This window comes from Bradyrhizobium sp. sBnM-33 (assembly GCF_032917945.1).
Lineage (GTDB): Bacteria > Pseudomonadota > Alphaproteobacteria > Rhizobiales > Xanthobacteraceae > Bradyrhizobium.
In genome coordinates, this window is the sequence record NZ_CP136624.1 from 5,278,047 (window position 1) to 5,294,989 (window position 16,943).

The window sequence follows — 16,943 nt, forward strand, 5'->3', positions numbered from 1 at the left end:
CAAAACAAAAATGGCATTGCATCGCGACATCCTTTGGATCGGGAGGCAATGGGCTGTCACCGGCCACGGGATGCAATTGATCGATCAGCGGCTGATGGGCGCCTTCGATATCGAAGTCGCCCGCCTGTGGGACGACGATCTGATCGAACGCATGCATGCCAAGGAGTGGCTCAACGCCGCCGATTTCGACAAGGGACTGGCGGTTGCGCGGACGCGGCACAAGCGGCCGGAGGCGGGATCGGCGCCGGAAGCTGCGGCGCTTCCGGCGATCGAGCCCGTCGCGGCACCTTCGCCCAAGCCAGCGGACGCGAGCCCGCCCTCTCTGCCCGTCGAATCGGCGCAACAGGTATCGCCAGACCTGCAGATGAAAATCGATGGCGGCGCCAGATTCGCCCGCCCTTGGCGCGTCTGGATGAAGAAAACATGAGGAAATAGGCCAGTTTGCCTCAGCCGCGATAGCCGGATAAGACGACAGCCAAAGGCAAAAGCCTACCTCGACCTGAACCTGAAGGCATTTTGACGGATGCGAATTCTCTGCACCAACGACGATGGCATCCATGCGCCGGGTCTGAAGATCGTCGAGGAGATCGCCCGCGCGCTATCCGACGATGTCTGGATCGTGGCGCCGGAGCTCGATCAGTCCGGTGTCTCGCACTCACTGTCGCTGAACGATCCCTTGCGGCTGCGTGAAATCGGTCCGCGCCATTTCGCGGTGCGGGGCACGCCGACGGATTGCGTGATCATGGGCTCACGCCACATCCTCGGCGAGAAGATGCCCGACCTCGTGCTGTCCGGCGTCAACAAGGGCCGCAACGTCGCCGAGGACGTCGTCTATTCCGGCACGATCGCGGGCGCGCTCGAGGGCACGATTCTGGGAATTCCCTCGTTTGCGCTGAGCCAGGAATTTTCCGTCGAGACCCGTCACGCGCCGCTGTGGGATACCGCGCTGAAATTCGGCCCCGGCATCCTGCGTAAGGTGATCGATGCCGGGGTGCCGAAAAATACCGTCATCAACGTCAACTTTCCCGCCTGCACACCCGATCAGGTCAAGGGCGTTCGGGTGACACGGCAGGGCAAGCGCAATCTCGGTTTCCTGAAAATCGACAAGCGCCACGATGGCCGCGGCAATCCGTATTACTGGATCGGTTTCGAACGCGCTGCGATGATGGACACGCCGGCCGACGGCACCGACCTCGCGGCGTTGGCAGCGCGCTACGTCTCGGTTACGCCGCTGCGGCTGGATCGCACGGACGAGGCGTTCTCGGAAGAGTTGACGTCGACGCTGAAGTAAGTTCGTGAGCCAGTAGCCCGGATGGAGCGAAGCGAAATCCGGGGACGGTGCCGCAAGCTGAACTTATCCCGGATTGCGCGGAGCCTGTCATCGGGCGCGCATTCGCGCGACCCGTTGGCTCCATCCGGGCCACACGCGGCGCCTTAAACCGGCGCGCTCTTCAACGTAGACGCGATTACCTGGGCCAGCGTTTCCAACTGGAATGGCTTCTGCAGCGCGGGGCGGTCGCGATATTCCTGGGGCAGGCCGGAGGAGCCGTAGCCGGTCGCAAAGATGAACGGACGGTTGCGGGCGGTGATCAGTTCGGCTACCGGCGTGATCACCTTGCCGTTGACGTTGACGTCGAGAATGGCGAGGTCGAATTCGGTCGATTGCACCAGCTTGACCGCTTCGCCGATTTCGCCGGCCTCGGCGGCTACGCTGTGGCCCAACTCTTCCAGCATGTCAGCGACCATCATGCGGATCATGACCTCGTCTTCAACGAGGAAAACAGAACAGCCCGCCGGCCGTGTCGCTACCATGATGGATTCCTTGCCCTTCCGAATATCAAGGTTCGCAAAAAACGGACCTGGGTGCAATGTCGGTATGGGCGGGTAGGCGCTGCGTAAAGACTCTTCGCGAAGGATTTTTCCCGGGCTCTAACGTCGGGACGCGGCCTCAGTTCCGGGCGAGGAACTACAATCTTTAAGGAAATCGTTCCTTAAGTGCGCGGACGCTATATTACCATCTCGGCGAGGCCGAAGCATTGGATTGGCGGCAGACTCCCGCCACGAGACCGCTATGTCCCAAGAACCGCTCGAAAAGATGATGTTTCAGCTCACTCTGCGGCGGCGGGGGATCAGCGACCAAGCGGTGCTGCGGACCATGGAAGAGGTGCCCCGCGAGGCTTTCGTGGCGGCTGGCGATCGCGCCCATGCCTATCGTGACAGCGCGCTCGGCATTGCCTGCGGGCAGACCATCAGCCAGCCCTTCGTGGTCGCCTACATGACTGAGCAGTTGCAACTGCAGAAGCACCACAAGGTGCTCGAGATCGGGACCGGCTCCGGCTACCAGGCCGCGGTGCTGTCGCGGCTATGCGCGCATGTCCTGACCATCGAGCGCTACCGGACGCTGGCGGACACCGCGCGCGACCGGCTCGAAGCGCTGGGCTACTTCAATATCGAAGTGATGTTCGGCGACGGTTTCCAGATTCCGCCCGGCGCCGGCGACTTCGACCGCATCATCGTGACGGCTGCGATGGAGCAAATCCCCGAAAAGCTGCTGGAGCGGCTGCTGCCGGGCGGCATCCTGATCGCGCCGGTCGGGCCCCATCATGGCACCCAGACCCTGGTCAGGGCGACCAGGACGGACAGCGGCTTTGAGCGCAAGGAATTGGTCGATGTCCGCTTCGTCCCGGCCCTGCCGGGAATTGCGCGCGAACTGTAGAATCCCGGATTGGCGGTTCCCGCCAACATCTTATTCCAAGGGTTAAGCGGTTATTTACTCGGTACGTGTTTACTCAAAACAGTATTTTGTTGCGTACGAGTGAGTAACCATGTCCCGTGTCGCCGAGTTGCTTCGCTCGCGTCGGGTGCCGCAGGCCGCGGTGCTGGCGCTGATGTCGGTCGGCTTTGCCGGCTGCAGCGCCGATATGCAGACGCGCTTTTCCGATACCTCATTCTCCAATCCCTTTGCTTCTCAGCCCGAAGCGACCGGTTCGGTGCGCACTCCCGCCGTCGAACGCCGCGAGCTGCCGCAATATGCCCGGCCGCAGGCCTCGGCCCCGCAATATCAGTCCCAATCCTTGCCGCCGCCCGCGGTCACTGCGCCGACCGCCTATCCTGCAAACTCGGGCGGGGTGTCGGGAGGAGGGCGCGGGATCTCGTCCTATGCGCCGCCGTCCCAATCGCCGATCGAGACCACCGCTACGGTGCCGCCGCGCTCGGTCGCGGCCGCGCGTCCGGCTGCGCCGGGCGGCACCACGATCATCGTCGGCACCAGCGACACGCTCGACATTCTGGCCAAGCGCTACAACGTTTCAGCCGCTGCGATCCTGCAGGCCAATGGCTATAAGGGTCCGCGCGTGTTGTCGCCCGGCCAGCAACTGATCATTCCGCGCCAGACGGCGACGGCAGCGCCCGCGCCGGCCCTCGCGCCTGCGGCCAGCAAGCCGGTTGCCACGGGGGCAGCGCCGACCGTCCATGTCGTCAACCGCGGCGATACGCTGATGAGCATCGCCCGGCGCAATCAGGTTTCGGTCAGCGAACTTGCCAAGGCCAACAATCTCGATCAGTCCGCCAAGCTCAGCCTCGGCATGAAGCTGACCGTGCCCGGTTCGAAATCCACGGCCGCAACTCCGGCGGCTCAGCCTGTTGCCGCAGCTCCCGCCCAGCCGGTCGCAGCGGTTGCGGCACCGGCGACCAAGGTGGCCTCGGCCGGTGGTCCGCCGCAGAGCGCCCGGCTGGCACAGGCGACCACCAACGTCACCGAAGAGAAGCCCGTCGTCGAGCAAGCCTCGGTCAAGCCCAGCGAAGCCACCGGCGCGCTGCCGACCTTCCGCTGGCCGGTGCGCGGCAAGGTGATCACGAGCTATGGCGCCAAGACCAACGGCAAATCGAATGACGGTATTAACCTGGCGGTGCCGGAAGGAACACCGGTGAAAGCCGCGGAAGATGGCGTGGTCGCCTATTCCGGCAACGAGCTCAAGGGTTACGGCAATCTGGTTCTGGTGCGGCACTCCAACGGTTACGTCACCGCATATGCCCATGCGAGTGAACTGCTGGTGAAGCGCGGCGATACAATCAAGCGCGGCCAGATCATTGCCAAATCGGGTCAATCGGGTGAGGTGAGTTCGCCGCAGCTCCACTTCGAGATCCGTAAGGGATCATCGCCGGTTGACCCGCTTCAATTCCTGAACGGGGCGTGACACAAGCGTAGCCCGGATGGAGCGAAGCGAAATCCGGGGGCGGCTCTCGCCAGTGGCCAGACTGATCCCGGATTGCGCTTCGCTCCATCCGGGCTACAGCCTCTCCTGAACGGTCACTTCCCCGCCAGCCTCACACCTAACCGTCCCGCCAATTCCTGCGTGAACTGCCAAGCCACGCGCCCCGAGCGGGAGCCGCGTGTCGTCGACCATTCCAGCGCCTCGCGCTCGAGTTCTTCGTCGGCAATCTTGATGCCGAAATGGCCGCAATAGCCGCGGACCATCGCCAGATATTCATCCTGGCTGCAGCGGTGAAAGCCGAGCCACAGGCCAAACCGGTCCGATAGCGACACCTTCTCCTCGACGGCTTCGCCCGGATTGATCGCGGTCGAGCGTTCGTTCTCGATCATCTCGCGCGCCAGGAGATGCCGCCGGTTTGAGGTCGCGTAGAGGATCACGTTGTCGGGGCGCCCTTCGATCCCGCCTTCCAGCACCGCTTTCAGCGACTTGTAGGAGGCGTCATTGCCGTCGAAGGAGAGGTCGTCGCAGAACACGATGAAGCGGAAATCGGAGCTGCGTAGGAGATCCATCAGGCCGGGCAGGCTTTCGATATCCTCGCGATGAATCTCGATCAGTTTGAGCCGGTCGGCCGGTTTGCGGTCAACGTTGATGCTCGCATGAGTGGCCTTCACCAGCGACGACTTGCCCATGCCGCGCGCGCCCCACAACAGTGCATTGTTGGCGGGCAGGCCGTCGGCAAAGCGCTCGGTATTTTCGATCAGGATGTCGCGCATCCGGTCGATGCCCTTGAGCAGGCCGAGGTCGACGCGGCTGACGCGCGGTACCGGCGAAAGGCGCCCGTCCGGATGCCAGACAAAGGCGTCCGCGGAGCGAAACGAGTCGGGGCTTGCCGCCGCCGGCGAGGCCGCGGAAAGGTGGACCGCGATGGCTTCCAGCGCGGTTGCGATCCGCTCGGCGGTGGCCCCATTAAGCGCGTTTGCCGGACGTTTTGTCGCGGTTTTCGGTTGCCCGCGCGAGACGGCTTTAGAGGTGGCGCGGGGCGCTGTTTGAGCCGCAGTTTTCTTGGCTTTTTTCGACATTTCCCGAGTTCCTGACGGCGCAGCCTTAACGGGCCTTGGAAGCTCTCGCAAGCGGCCTAAATGAGGGGGCGGCCAACGTTGCAATTGGGCCCGCCGCCGCTATAGTCCGCGCGAATTTGCCCGGACCGGCGATTTGCCCAAGGCGCTAAGCCCAGGCATGGCCGGTTCTTTCCCGTCTCACGAGGATTGTTCGAATGCTGATTACCCCTGCGTACGCCCAGGCTGCAGCCGGCGGCGATGCGAACAGCATGTTGATGTCGCTGCTGCCGTTCGCACTGATCTTCGTGATCATGTACTTCCTGATTCTGCGACCGCAGCAGAAGAAGATCAAGGATCACCAGGAACTGGTCAAAAATATCCGCCGCGGCGACACGGTCGTCACCTCGGGCGGCCTGGTCGGCAAGGTGACCAAGGTGGTGGACGACGACCAGATCGAGTTCGAAATTTCGGACGGCGTCCGCGTGCGCCAGATGCGGCAGATGATTTCGGGCGTTCGGGCCAAAGGCGAGCCAGCCAAGGAAAAGAGTGAGGCCAAGGACGAGACGTCCGCGAGCTGAGTTTTCGGCGCCGCTTGCCGCGGCGCATTTTCCTGGATCTGACGGGTCTACTCGATGTTGTATTTCTCGCGGTGGAAGGCGCTGGCGATCATTCTGACCGCGTTTATCGTCTGCCTGTTCGCGGTTCCGAACTTCTTTTCCCAGGAGCGGGTGAAGACCTGGCCGGTGTGGGCGCAGCGCCACATCGTGCTCGGCCTCGATTTGCAGGGCGGATCATATCTGCTGCTCGAAGTCGATTCCAATTACGTGAAGAAGCAGAGACTCGACCAGGTCCGCGACGACGCTCGGCGGGTGCTGCGCGACGCCAAGATAAACTACACCGGTCTTAACGTTCGCAATGATGCCGTCGAGATCCGCATCACGAAGGACACTGACCTGCCTACGGCGCTGTCGAAGCTGCGCGAGTTGTCGCAACCGCTCGGGGGGCTGCTCGGATCCAGCGGCCAGCGCAGCCTCGACGTGACCGATGCCGGGGGCGGGCTGCTGCGGCTTACGGTGCCACAGGCCGCGATCACCGACCTTCTCCGCCGGACCATCGAGCAATCGATTCAGATCGTGGAGCGGCGCGTCAACGAGCTCGGCACGGTCGAGCCGCTTATCCAGCGTCAGGGCGCCGACCGAATTCTGGTGCAGGTGCCGGGCTTGCAGGACCCGACGCGCCTGAAAGAACTGCTGGGCAAGACCGCCAAGATGGAATTCCGCATGGTCGATACGACTGTGTCGCCAGACCAGGCCCAGGGTCGGGTGCCTCCGGAATCAGAAGTGCTGATGAGTGCGTCGTCGCCAAAAACCCCTTACGTCATCAAGCGACAGGTGCTGGTGTCAGGCGGTGATCTCACCGACGCGCAGCCCGGATTTGATCAGCGCACCAATGAGCCGATCGTCAGCTTCCGCTTCAACACGTCAGGTGCACGCAAATTCGCCCAAGCGACCACAGAAAATGTCGGCTTGCCCTTTGCGATCGTGCTCGACAATGAAGTGATCTCAGCGCCCGTGATTCGCGAGCCGATCACCGGTGGCTCCGGTCAGATTTCCGGCAGCTTCACCGTGCAGGCCGCCAACGATCTGGCGGTTCTGTTGCGTGCAGGCGCGTTGCCAGCGCCGCTCACCGTCGTTGAAGAGCGCACCGTCGGTCCCGGCCTCGGGCAGGACTCGATCGAGAAGGGCAAGCTCGCAGCCTATGTCGGCTCGATCATGGTCATCGCATTCATGCTGCTGACCTACCGGCTGTTCGGCGTGTTCGCCAACATCGCTGTCGCCATCAACGTTGCGATGATCTTCGGAATCCTGTCGCTGCTCAACGCCACGCTGACGCTGCCCGGCATTGCCGGTGTCGTGTTGACAGTTGGTATTGCGGTCGACTCCAACGTTCTGATTTATGAGCGCATCCGCGAGGAATTGCGCGGCGGGCGCAACGCGATTTCGGCGATCGACGCGGGATTCCGGCGCGCATTGGCGACAATTCTGGACTCCAACATCACCACCTTCATCGCCGCTGCGGTGCTGTTCTACATCGGCACTGGCCCGGTTCGCGGCTTCGCCGTCACGCTCGGCATCGGCATTATCACCACGGTCTTTACAGCGTTTACGCTCACCAGCCTGATCGTTGCCGGCTGGGTATGGTGGAAGCGGCCGAAGACCGTGCCGATCTAGGAACCCCACCGTGACTCAATACGTTCTCATTGCGCTGGGCGTTCTGGTCGTCATACTGACCATCGTCGCCATCTTCGATCTGTTGCCGCCGCTGCGCATCGTTCCTGACGATACGCATTTCGATTTCACGCGCTTTCGCCGCATCAGCTTTCCCATTTCGGCCGCACTTTCGATTTTTGCGATCGTGCTGTTCTTCACCCACGGGCTGAATTTCGGCATCGACTTCAGAGGCGGTACGCTGCTGGAGGTGCAGTCCAAGTCCGGTCCCGCCGACATCGCCGCGATGCGGGCCAAGCTCAGCACACTCGGCCTCGGCGAAGTCCAGCTTCAGCAGTTCGGTGAAGCGGATAACGTCCTGATCCGCGTTGCCGAACAGCCCGGTGGCGACAAGGCGCAGCAGGAGGCGGTGACCAAGGTCCGCGGCGCGCTCGGCGACAGCGTCGAATACCGCCGCGTCGAAGTGGTGGGACCGCGCGTCTCCGGCGAACTGCTGGCTTACGGCATGCTCGGCCTGATGCTCGCGATCGTCGGCATCCTGATCTATCTCTGGTTCCGGTTCGAGTGGCAGTTCGCGCTCGGCGCCATGATCGCCAACGTCCACGATATCGTGCTGACGATCGGCTTCATGTCGATCTCGCAGGTCGATTTCGACCTCACCAGTATCGCGGCGCTACTCACGATTCTCGGCTATTCCTTGAACGACACGGTCGTGATCTACGACCGCATCCGGGAAATGCTGCGGCGCTACAAGAAAATGCCGATGCCGCAACTCCTGAACGAATCCATCAATTCGACGCTGTCGCGCTCGATCATCACCCACGTCACGGTGACGCTGGCGTTGCTGGCGCTGTTGTTGTTCGGCGGTCACGCGATCCACAGCTTTACGGCCGTCATGGTGTTCGGCGCGCTGCTGGTTGGCACCTACACGTCGATCTTCATCGCTGCGCCGATCCTGATCTATCTCGGTGTGGGCGAGCACCGCGACGCACCGGATAAGCCTGCGAAGAAATAGCGCATAGTCCGAAAAACATGCCCTCGGGCTGGACCCGAGGGTGGGAACAGGTTTTCGGAAAAGGTCATGCCCAATCAAACAAGCTCATCCTCGGACGCTCCGCATCTTCCGAGGTCTGCGCCGATCGAAGCTTACGGCAAGGGCGGCTTCACCTTCGCCGACATGTCGCATCGTGGTTCCCTGCTGTGCCTGCCGGATGCGATCTGGGCATGGCCGGTGACCAAGCCTGCCGAAATCGATCAATACTCGCTGGATCGCGTGTTCAAGGCCGCCAACGCGATCGACACGCTGATCGTCGGCACCGGCACCGAAGTCTGGCTGCCCCCGCGCGGCCTTCGCGAGGCGCTGCGCGCCGTGCGCGTGGTGCTCGATGCGATGCAGACGGGGCCGGCGATCCGCACTTACAACATCATGCTGGGTGAGCGGCGGCGCGTCGCGGCGGCATTGATCGCGGTGCCATGAGCGCCGCGGCGACGTCGAATGGATCCGCTGCGTACTGCGCCGATCTGGTGCGCACGCACGACTTTGTCCGCTACGCCTCGACACTGTTCCTGCCTCAGGTCCAGCGCCGCGCACTGCTATCGATCTATGCCTCCAACGTTGAGATTTTGCGCGTGCGCGAACAGGTCAGCCAGCCGTTACCGGGTGAAATCCGGCTGCAATGGTGGACCGACATGCTGGAAGGCGCCGGCCATGGAGGTATCGAGGGCAATCCGGTCGCCGCCGAACTGTTGCAGACGATCGGCGAATTCCGCCTGCCCATCGAACCGCTGTCGCGGCTGATCGAGGAGCACCAGTTCGACCTCTACAACGATCCGATGCCGTCGATGGCGGCGCTCGAAGGCTATGTCACCGACACGGCCTCGGCGCTGTTCTCGCTGGCTGCGCGGATTGCGGCACAGCCGTCGGCGGCGGTCGACCATCTCGCGCGCCATGCGGGTCTCGCCCAGGGCATGGCGCAGGTGATCGCGGCACTGCCGCTCGATGCCGCGCGGCGTCAGCTTTTCGTTCCGCTGCAATTGCTGCAGCAACATGGCAGCGGAATGGAGCAGGTCTTTTCAGGCAAACAGACGCCGCAGGCGCGTGCCGCGATTGATCATCTGATTGACGAGGCCCGAAAGCATCTCGGAACGGCTTTCGAGCTGCTCGCGCATGTGCCGCCGCAGGTGCGGCCGATATTTCTTCCGCTGGCGGTGGTCCGCCGCGATCTGGAGCGGATGTCGCGTGCCGACGTCGATCCGTTCGTGCCGCATGTAACGTCACGACTCCGGACGCTGTGGAGGCTCTGGCGCGCCTCGCGCTCGCGGGAGTTTGGCGGGTAGGCGGCGGCGCTTCCGGCGTTCCCCGGATGCTGCGCAGCGCGTCGCACTTGCGACGTGGTGCGCTGCTGATCCGGGGTCCATAATTACCGCCAAGTGGGTCCCGGTTCTGCGATGCAGCGCGAAGTGCGCTGCATCGCGCCCGGGACTAGCAATCAGTTCGATCGCGAATTCAATTCGCTGCTCTCGAAATTGAACCGGTCGCGGAGATTCTTGCGGCTCTCCAAAATATCCTTCAGGAAGGCGCGGTCGGTATCGCTCGTGATCAGCGGCTCGATCAGGTCGACCTGATTCATCGCGACGAGCTGCAAAATCTCCGTGCGCGGCTTGCCGGCGGCATCGCGCGGCAAGGCATGCACCACCTGGATATGCTCGGGCGGTTTGACGCCTTTGGCCGAGGAAAGCTCGCTACGCAACTGCTTTTCCAGCGCGACCTCGTCGGCTTCGACGAAGGCATATAGCCCGACACCGGTACGGCGGTCGGCGAACGCGACAATGGCGGTATCGCGCACTTCTGGATTTTTCCTGATCAGCGCGCTCAGCACCGGCGCATCGTTGACCAGGCGGCGGCCGCCGCCTTCGCGATCGGTGAAGTTGAACAGGCCGCGGGTGATGGCCTGATAGACCTTCTTGCCGGTCTTGAGCCAGATACTGGCGACGAAGGATTTGCGCGCCAGAATCTTGCGTTCCATCGGCGTCAGCGCCGCCGGCGCGTAGCTGCGCTTGTGCTTGAGGAGATGCCGCAGATCCTCGTAGGCCGCGATCCGGAACAGCCGGCTGCGGGACTTGAAGCACGCCGCGAGTTGGAAATCGGTGAGGTAGGCGCGGCCGTTGCGGCCCACCAGCCAGTTCTGCTCCTTGGCGAGATCGTTGTGGCAGATGCCGGCGCGGTGCAGCCTGCGCAAGGCCAGCTTGGCCGAGCGGAAATAGGCGATGTCGCCATGGGGTTTTGCCAGGTGCAGCGCGACGCCGTCGATGAAGCCGCGCACCAGTGCCCGCCGTCCGGCCCATAGCAGTCTCGGGCCGACGTCGAGATCGCGCGCCAGCGCCAGCGCGCGGCGCTCGCGGACGAATAGATGGCGGGCGAGCGGATATGACCAGACCGGCACCTGATCGAGCCGGCGCAGCACGGCATCGACCTCATCGGAATCGTCGCGAAAGCGGCCGCGTTCAACAGTCGAGAACACGTCGCGCTTCAAAAGCACGCCTTCGATCCATCGCGCCGACAGAATGGCAGCGTCGTCTTTCGGCAAGCCCATGATGCTACGCCGCCGCTGCTACGCGCAGATGATCGGCGATCCAGCGATCGAGATCGGACAAGGCGCGCGCGCTGAGCGCCTGCTTCTTGGCGACCGTCCTCTCGTTGCCACGCAACCGTGTGCCATCGGCCTTCTTGGTCGGCGCGCTGGCAAGCGGCGGGAATAGGCCAAAATTGATGTTCATCGGCTGGAACGAGCGTGTTCCGGCCTCGATCGTTTCGATGTGGCCGCCGGTGATATGCCCGAGCAGCGAGCCCAACGCCGTGGTCGCAGGCGGCGGTTCGAGCGACTGTCCTCGCGCATTTGCCGCGGCATAGAGACCTGCGATCAGGCCGATGCTGGCGGATTCCACATAGCCCTCGCAGCCGGTCATCTGGCCGGCAAAGCGCAGCCGCGGCTGCGCGCGTAGGCGCAACTGGCCATCCAGCAGCTTTGGCGAGTTCAGGAAGGTGTTGCGATGCAGGCCGCCGAGCCGCGCGAATTCGGCGTTCTCGAGGCCCGGAATAGTACGAAACACGCGCTGCTGCGCGCCGTAGTTCAGCTTGGTCTGGAAGCCGACCATGTTGTAGAGCGTGCCGAGTTTATTGTCCTGTCGCAACTGCACGATGGCGTAAGGCTTGACCGTCGGATAGTGCGGATCGGTGAGCCCCACCGGCTTCATCGGTCCGTGCCGCAGCGTCTCGTGGCCGCGTTCGGCCATCACCTCGACCGGCAGGCAGCCATCGAAGTACGGCGTGTTGGTCTCCCATTCCTTGAAATCTACCTTCTCGCCGGCCAGCAATGCCGCAACGAACGCGTCGTATTGCTCCTTCGTCATCGGGCAGTTGATGTAGTCGGCGCCGGTGCCGCCGGGCCCGACCTTGTCGTAGCGCGACTGAAACCACGCCACCGACATGTCGATGGAATCCTTGTGCACGATCGGCGCGATCGCATCGAAGAACGCCAGCGCGTTCTCGTCCGTCAATTCGCGAATGGCCTCGGCCAGCGGCGCCGAGGTGAGGGGGCCGGTCGCAACGATCACGTTGCCCCATTCGGTGGGCGGCAGGCCGGCGATTTCCGAACGCTCGATCTCGATCAGGGGATGGTCGTGCAAGGCGCGGGTGACGGCGGCGGAAAACCCGTCGCGGTCGACCGCCAGCGCCCCACCGGCGGGCACTTGGTTGGCGTCCGCGGAGCGCATGATCAGCGAGCCCAGCCGGCGCATCTCGGCATGCAGCAGCCCGACAGCGTTATTGGCGGCATCGTCCGAGCGGAACGAGTTGGAGCAGACGAGCTCGGCCAGACCCTCGGTGCGGTGCGCCTCGGTCATTCGCGAGGGGCGCATCTCGTGCAGGACGACGCGAACGCCCGCATTGGCGATCTGCCAGGCCGCTTCCGAGCCGGCAAGGCCGCCGCCAATCACATGGACGGTGTCAGTTTGGGGAGTAGAGGAAATCATGGGCGCAGGGTTAGCGCGTTTTCGCGCCAAGCGCACCTACCATAGCGGTTTCAAGCGAAAGCCTGCCCCGGACTTGATCCGGGGTGGATCCCGGTTCGCGTGAAGAAAATGCGTCAAGATCAAAGCCCACACGACAACGCCCGCAGCGGGGGCGGGCGTTATCCGGCCATCAGGCGGCTGACAGAGAGATCAGCCGTTATAGTTTCCGGCGGCAACGCGCGGAATGTCCGAACGATCAAGGCCGATATCGGCCAGTTCCCGATCGCTGAGCTGGGACAGTTCGCTGACATTGCGCTGATAATCCCGGAATGCCTGGATCATGCGGATGAGCGAGAGCAACATGGTAGTCTCCTTGCAGTTACGATTCAGCCCTTGGAGGATGGCTTCATCGTTGAAATGAATATAGCTTATATTTTGCAGTGCAGAAGTTTCGATGTTGCGATGCAGCTAATCATAAAACGCATAACGCCGGTAACAGCCGCTTAACCTTTCGACATGGGAGCGGATTAGCCGGCAGAAGTGCGTGATGGCGTGCGTCGAACAAGTAGAATAATGCCGTAGATTTGCGGGTTTCTCGTAATCATCAGATAACCCTTCGCTGGTGAGCAACGACCCCGGGAAATCAGCTCGAAGACTCTCAAGACGGACAAAACATGCGGAAACTGCGGACGTTTTGTAATTTTCTTATGCACGAATCGCATGCCGTTGCCGAAATGAAGTGAATATATATTCAATCATTATGACAGATAGCGCGCAGCGCGGCTGCCGCAAAGCGGTTTGCAGCGGCGACCCCAACCCTTTGAACTCGTGTTAAGGCGCGCGCGAAAGCTGCGTCGCGAAATGGGCGATGGTCTTGGCGTAGACCTCGCTCTTGTTCCACTCCTTGATCGCAGCGAAATTGGCGCCGCCGGGCTCCCAGTCCTTGCCACGCTGCCAGCCGTGGTTGGCGAGGAAGTTGGCGGTCGAGGCCAGCACGTCGGGCGGGCTGCGCAGGAGGTCGCGGCGCCCGTTGCCGTCGAAGTCGACCGCGAACTTGACGTAGGACGACGGCATGAACTGGGTCTGACCGATTTCGCCGGCCCAGGCGCCGCGCATGTCCTGCGGCGCGATATCGCCGCGCTCGACGATGCGTAGTGCGTCCATCAACTCGGCCTTGAACATGTCGGTGCGGCGGCAATCGTAAGCCAGCGTCGCCAGCGAGCGCAGCGTTGAAAATTTTCCGATGTTGACGCCGAAATCGGTTTCCAGGCCCCAGATCGCCACAAGCACTTCGCCGGGCACGCCATACGCCTGTTCGATGCGCCCGAGCACCGAGCCGTATTGCTTGAGCATGTTGGAGCCTCGCGTCAGCCGGGGCGGGACCATGCGGCCGGAGAATTCCTCAAAACTCTGGCTGAAGACCTTTTGCGATTGGTCGCGGGCCAGCACGCTCTTGTCGAACGTGACGCCGGTCAAGCCGGCCTGGATGGCGGACGCCGATATTCCCTTGGAGGCCGCTTCCTTCTTGAAGTCTTCCAGCCATGTTTCGAATGGGCCCGTGCCGCAGGGCGCCGCGAGCGCGGCCGCAGAGGTCAGTAACAGCGCGCCCAAGGTCAGGGCGCGCAGGGAAAGGCGAGAGATCATCGTGCCGTTCGCTCCACGATCGATGCGTCTTCGGGGTTAGCGTCGACGCCACGCCGAATGTTCGAAGCAAGGTCGGCCAAAACAAGGCTTATGTAGGTGCCTGCAATGCCATTTCGTTGAATGTGCTCAATTCATCGTTAGCAAGAGGTGAGCAGCCAAACCGCCGGTCGGATTCGACCGGCGGTCTGGTTAATCCGGTTCCGTGCAGGCCTATACGTTATCCCTGCGCCGCCAGGGGAACAGATTGGCCGGGAAATCGGCCGCAGGCTTCCGTTCGCGGTGTGCACGTGGCGGAAGCGGCTGCGGATTGAGTTCCGGCTCTATCGTCTCCCGATAGAGATGCCAGGTAGCGTGCCCGAGCAGCGGGATGACGACGGCAAGGCCGAGGAAGAACGGCAGCGTTCCCGCGACCAGCAGCACCGCGACGATCAAACCCCAAGCCGCCATCGGAGCCGGGTTGCACGCGACCGCGCGCAGCGAGGTCACCATCGCATCGCCAGCGCCGGCATGACGGTCCAGCATCAGCGGGAACGAGACCACGCTGATGCAGAGCGCGACAAGCGCGAATAGGAATCCGACGCCGCAGCCAACCACGATCAGCCACCAGCCTTGTGGCGTCGTCAGCACGCGCGTCGCGAAATCGGAAAAGCCAGTCGCTCCCGCATAGCCGAACGCAGCGATGTAGATCGCCTGCGCGGTCGCCACCCAGGTCACGAAAAGTGCCAGCAGCAGCACGCCGAGTCCAAGCATCGCGCCGAACGACGGCGAGCGGAGCACTTCGAGCGCGTCCCAAGCGGTTGCCTGCTCGCCGCGTTCACGACGGCGGCTCATCTCGTAGAGGCCGAGTGCAGCAAATGGACCGATCAGGGCAAAGCCGGCGGCCAGCGGAAACAACAGCGGTATGACGGAATAGCCGAGAACGGCGCGTGCCAGCACCAGTCCGAGAACGGGATAGATCACGCACAGGACGATGGCGTGGCTTGGCACCGCCTTGAAATCTTCCCAACCGCGCCGCAACGCGCGACCGAGTTCGGCGAAGCCGATGGTTCGGATGACTGGCGCGGCAGCGGTGTCCGGTGCGCGCTGCGCCATTGATGTGACATTGCCGTGAAATGTGGCCATGGTCGTCGTCTCCCTCGCGGTCGCATTGTGCCAATCGAAAGACGCAAATGCGCCATTTCATAAAACGATCACGATCAGGCCAGACGCGAAGACAGAGGTTGGAACTAGCCACGTCGCGAACTGTCCCGACAACGTACTCCCAAACAGCAACAAACCCACTCACGCTTAGGTGAATGTTTCGTTGGCAAGCTCCGCCTGGGTGGTTAGACTTGCAAGCGATCCCGGCGTGGTGCTGCCGGTCAAAACAGTGCCTCCAAAGACTCACCCCATCCTCAACTCATTGGGAGCGAACGATGAGCATTTTCGGAAAAATCATGAGCGCGATATTCGGCACCAAGGCAGACGCCGCGCCGGCTGGCGGCAGTGCGGCTGCGGGAGGCGGATCATCCGGTGCGGCCGCGGCACCTGCGGCGACCGTCGATGTCGCGCCGATCCTTGATCAGGCGGTGAAAGCCAAGGGTGAGAAGCTGGAGTGGCGCACCTCGATCGTCGATCTGATGAAGGCGCTCGACATCGATTCCAGCTTCGCCGCGCGCAAGGATCTTGCGAAAGAACTCGGCTATACCGGCGACAGCAACGATTCCGCCAGCATGAACATCTGGCTGCACAAGCAGGTCATGGCCAAGTTGGCCGCCAATGGCGGCAAGCTGCCGCCCGACATCAAGCACTGACGCTTCGCTCGCCCCGACATGTGAAGGCCCGCGGCGGCGCGGGCCTTCTTTTTTGGTGCGATTGCAAAGCAGCAAACGCGCAACCGGTATCCGCTTCGCGGAGAAAACACGGTAGATGCAGGTGGACAAGAAGACTCGTAAAACAAGGAGGATGCCAATGAGCAATGTTGATCGCCGGACCATTCTGGCCACCGGCGCGCTGGTGCTGGCGGGTACAGCGGCGCAAAATGACACGGCTGCAGCGCAGGCCGGCCCGAAATCGATCTTTCCGGTTGGCACGACGACCATACCCATTGTCGGCGAGACCGATGTTTTTCCGGTGCGGCGGATCTATTGTATCGGGCGCAACTATGCCGCGCATGCCCGCGAAATGGGCTCGGATCCTGATCGCGAGCCGCCGTTCTTCTTTCAAAAGCCGACCGACGCGATCCAAAATGTCGCCATCGGTACGGTTGGCGATCATCCCTATCCGTCGCTGACCAAGAACTATCACTATGAGGTCGAGCTGGTGGCGGCGCTGAAGTCGGGCGGCACCAAGATCCCCGTGGAGCAGGCGCTCGATCATGTCTACGGCTATGCGTTAGGCCTCGACATGACGCGGCGCGATCTGCAGCGGGCGATGGGCGACGAGAAGAAGCCATGGGAAATCGGCAAGAGCTTTGATCGCTCCGCGGTGCTCGGGCCGATTCATCCAGCCACGAAGACCGGCCATTTTACCAAGGGCGCGATCTCGCTGGCGGTGAATGGCACCGTTAAGCAAAACTCCGATCTGCGGAATATGATCTGGAATTGGCGGAGCAAATCGCCAAGCTTTCGGAAGCTTTCGAACTCAAGGCGGGTGACATCATCTATTCGGGCACGCCGGAAAACGTCGGTCCCGTCGTGAAGGGCGACGTTATCCTGTGCAAGCTCGACGGCCTGCCGGATATGTCGATCCGGATTACGTAAGGTTTATCATTCCGTAGGCCGGATGGAGCGAAGCGAATCCGGGGCTTC

17 protein-coding genes and 1 pseudogene are annotated in these 16,943 nt (G+C 62.5%); 11 read left to right on the plus strand and 7 right to left on the minus strand.

Annotated elements, in window-relative coordinates:
• Positions 1–10 precede the first annotated feature (10 nt).
• Both RX328_RS24635 and surE read left to right on the plus strand, forming a co-directional pair.
• Complete coding sequence (locus RX328_RS24635) at positions 11–427, plus strand: hypothetical protein (RefSeq protein WP_213250143.1); 417 nt, start codon at positions 11–13, stop codon at positions 425–427.
• A gap of 96 nt (positions 428–523) precedes the next feature.
• Positions 524–1,291 (plus strand): 5'/3'-nucleotidase SurE, encoded by a 768-nt coding sequence (gene surE, locus RX328_RS24640; protein ID WP_213250141.1) that lies wholly within the window; start codon positions 524–526, stop codon positions 1,289–1,291.
• Between the two features lie 143 nt (positions 1,292–1,434).
• Here the strand turns inward: surE and RX328_RS24645 are convergent, their stop codons facing one another.
• On the minus strand, positions 1,435–1,812 hold the full coding sequence (locus tag RX328_RS24645; RefSeq protein WP_082637436.1) for a response regulator: 378 nt from the start codon (positions 1,810–1,812) through the stop codon (positions 1,435–1,437).
• 259 nt (positions 1,813–2,071) lie between these two features.
• Between RX328_RS24645 and RX328_RS24650 the strand changes: the two genes are divergently transcribed.
• Together RX328_RS24650 and RX328_RS24655 are read left to right on the plus strand one after the other, a co-directional pair.
• Complete coding sequence (locus RX328_RS24650; protein ID WP_213250139.1) at positions 2,072–2,716, plus strand: protein-L-isoaspartate(D-aspartate) O-methyltransferase; 645 nt, start codon at positions 2,072–2,074, stop codon at positions 2,714–2,716.
• A 109-nt stretch (positions 2,717–2,825) separates the two neighbouring features.
• Positions 2,826–4,196 carry a peptidoglycan DD-metalloendopeptidase family protein gene (locus RX328_RS24655; RefSeq protein WP_213250137.1) on the plus strand — a complete coding sequence of 457 codons (1,371 nt, stop codon included), beginning with the start codon at positions 2,826–2,828 and terminating at the stop codon, positions 4,194–4,196.
• 113 nt (positions 4,197–4,309) lie between these two features.
• Here the strand turns inward: RX328_RS24655 and RX328_RS24660 are convergent, their stop codons facing one another.
• The gene (locus RX328_RS24660) at positions 4,310–5,293 is read right to left on the minus strand and encodes an ATP-binding protein (protein ID WP_213250135.1); all 984 of its coding nucleotides are present in this window, start codon (positions 5,291–5,293) and stop codon (positions 4,310–4,312) included.
• Between the two features lie 194 nt (positions 5,294–5,487).
• Here RX328_RS24660 and yajC point away from each other — a divergent pair, with 194 nt between their 5' ends.
• The 5 genes from yajC (at position 5,488) to RX328_RS24685 (ending at position 9,837) form a co-directional block, all read left to right on the plus strand.
• Positions 5,488–5,850 (plus strand): preprotein translocase subunit YajC, encoded by a 363-nt coding sequence (gene yajC, locus RX328_RS24665; RefSeq protein ID WP_028345926.1) that lies wholly within the window; start codon positions 5,488–5,490, stop codon positions 5,848–5,850.
• A 54-nt stretch (positions 5,851–5,904) separates the two neighbouring features.
• Positions 5,905–7,503 carry a protein translocase subunit SecD gene (gene secD / locus RX328_RS24670; protein WP_213250133.1) on the plus strand — a complete coding sequence of 533 codons (1,599 nt, stop codon included), beginning with the start codon at positions 5,905–5,907 and terminating at the stop codon, positions 7,501–7,503.
• 10 nt (positions 7,504–7,513) lie between these two features.
• The gene (gene secF, locus RX328_RS24675; protein WP_213250131.1) at positions 7,514–8,515 is read left to right on the plus strand and encodes a protein translocase subunit SecF; all 1,002 of its coding nucleotides are present in this window, start codon (positions 7,514–7,516) and stop codon (positions 8,513–8,515) included.
• A gap of 66 nt (positions 8,516–8,581) precedes the next feature.
• The gene (locus tag RX328_RS24680; protein WP_213250129.1) at positions 8,582–8,977 is read left to right on the plus strand and encodes an Mth938-like domain-containing protein; all 396 of its coding nucleotides are present in this window, start codon (positions 8,582–8,584) and stop codon (positions 8,975–8,977) included.
• Complete coding sequence (locus tag RX328_RS24685; RefSeq protein ID WP_213250127.1) at positions 8,974–9,837, plus strand: phytoene/squalene synthase family protein; 864 nt, start codon at positions 8,974–8,976, stop codon at positions 9,835–9,837. Before RX328_RS24680 ends, RX328_RS24685 begins: the two co-directional genes overlap by 4 nt.
• A gap of 152 nt (positions 9,838–9,989) precedes the next feature.
• Here RX328_RS24685 and RX328_RS24690 read toward each other — a convergent pair whose 3' ends face one another.
• From RX328_RS24690 to RX328_RS24710, 5 genes are all read right to left on the minus strand, one after another.
• Entirely contained in the window at positions 9,990–11,093 is a 1,104-nt protein-coding gene (locus tag RX328_RS24690) for a serine/threonine protein kinase (RefSeq protein ID WP_213250125.1), read from the minus strand.
• 4 nt (positions 11,094–11,097) lie between these two features.
• On the minus strand, positions 11,098–12,531 hold the full coding sequence (gene trmFO, locus RX328_RS24695; protein ID WP_213250123.1) for a methylenetetrahydrofolate--tRNA-(uracil(54)-C(5))-methyltransferase (FADH(2)-oxidizing) TrmFO: 1,434 nt from the start codon (positions 12,529–12,531) through the stop codon (positions 11,098–11,100).
• 189 nt (positions 12,532–12,720) lie between these two features.
• Positions 12,721–12,873: a DUF1127 domain-containing protein gene (locus tag RX328_RS24700; RefSeq protein WP_074278622.1), complete on the minus strand. Its 153-nt coding sequence runs from the start codon at positions 12,871–12,873 to the stop codon at positions 12,721–12,723.
• Between the two features lie 468 nt (positions 12,874–13,341).
• Complete coding sequence (locus tag RX328_RS24705; protein WP_213250121.1) at positions 13,342–14,154, minus strand: lytic transglycosylase domain-containing protein; 813 nt, start codon at positions 14,152–14,154, stop codon at positions 13,342–13,344.
• A 210-nt stretch (positions 14,155–14,364) separates the two neighbouring features.
• The gene (locus RX328_RS24710) at positions 14,365–15,276 is read right to left on the minus strand and encodes a DUF2189 domain-containing protein (protein ID WP_213250119.1); all 912 of its coding nucleotides are present in this window, start codon (positions 15,274–15,276) and stop codon (positions 14,365–14,367) included.
• 293 nt (positions 15,277–15,569) lie between these two features.
• Here RX328_RS24710 and RX328_RS24715 point away from each other — a divergent pair, with 293 nt between their 5' ends.
• Positions 15,570–15,947 (plus strand): DUF3597 domain-containing protein, encoded by a 378-nt coding sequence (locus tag RX328_RS24715; RefSeq protein WP_213250117.1) that lies wholly within the window; start codon positions 15,570–15,572, stop codon positions 15,945–15,947.
• A 157-nt stretch (positions 15,948–16,104) separates the two neighbouring features.
• A pseudogene (locus RX328_RS24720) lies at positions 16,105–16,895 on the plus strand (fumarylacetoacetate hydrolase family protein).
• Positions 16,896–16,943: the final 48 nt, after the last annotated feature.

Bases quoted from the DNA above. Each gene is read 5' to 3' on its own strand.
- RX328_RS24690 (WP_213250125.1), bottom strand. From the start codon at position 11,093: ATGGGCTTGCCGAAAGACGACGCTGCCATTCTGTCGGCGCGATGGATC.
- surE (WP_213250141.1), top strand. From the start codon at position 524: ATGCGAATTCTCTGCACCAACGACGATGGCATCCATGCGCCGGGTCTG.
- RX328_RS24685 (WP_213250127.1), top strand. From the start codon at position 8,974: ATGAGCGCCGCGGCGACGTCGAATGGATCCGCTGCGTACTGCGCCGAT.
- RX328_RS24660 (WP_213250135.1), bottom strand. From the start codon at position 5,293: ATGTCGAAAAAAGCCAAGAAAACTGCGGCTCAAACAGCGCCCCGCGCC.
- RX328_RS24700 (WP_074278622.1), bottom strand. From the start codon at position 12,873: ATGTTGCTCTCGCTCATCCGCATGATCCAGGCATTCCGGGATTATCAG.
- secD (WP_213250133.1), top strand. From the start codon at position 5,905: ATGTTGTATTTCTCGCGGTGGAAGGCGCTGGCGATCATTCTGACCGCG.
- RX328_RS24715 (WP_213250117.1), top strand. From the start codon at position 15,570: ATGAGCATTTTCGGAAAAATCATGAGCGCGATATTCGGCACCAAGGCA.
- RX328_RS24635 (WP_213250143.1), top strand. From the start codon at position 11: ATGGCATTGCATCGCGACATCCTTTGGATCGGGAGGCAATGGGCTGTC.
- RX328_RS24710 (WP_213250119.1), bottom strand. From the start codon at position 15,276: ATGGCCACATTTCACGGCAATGTCACATCAATGGCGCAGCGCGCACCG.
- RX328_RS24705 (WP_213250121.1), bottom strand. From the start codon at position 14,154: ATGATCTCTCGCCTTTCCCTGCGCGCCCTGACCTTGGGCGCGCTGTTA.
- yajC (WP_028345926.1), top strand. From the start codon at position 5,488: ATGCTGATTACCCCTGCGTACGCCCAGGCTGCAGCCGGCGGCGATGCG.
- RX328_RS24650 (WP_213250139.1), top strand. From the start codon at position 2,072: ATGTCCCAAGAACCGCTCGAAAAGATGATGTTTCAGCTCACTCTGCGG.
- RX328_RS24645 (WP_082637436.1), bottom strand. From the start codon at position 1,812: ATGGTAGCGACACGGCCGGCGGGCTGTTCTGTTTTCCTCGTTGAAGAC.
- trmFO (WP_213250123.1), bottom strand. From the start codon at position 12,531: ATGATTTCCTCTACTCCCCAAACTGACACCGTCCATGTGATTGGCGGC.
- RX328_RS24655 (WP_213250137.1), top strand. From the start codon at position 2,826: ATGTCCCGTGTCGCCGAGTTGCTTCGCTCGCGTCGGGTGCCGCAGGCC.
- RX328_RS24680 (WP_213250129.1), top strand. From the start codon at position 8,582: ATGCCCAATCAAACAAGCTCATCCTCGGACGCTCCGCATCTTCCGAGG.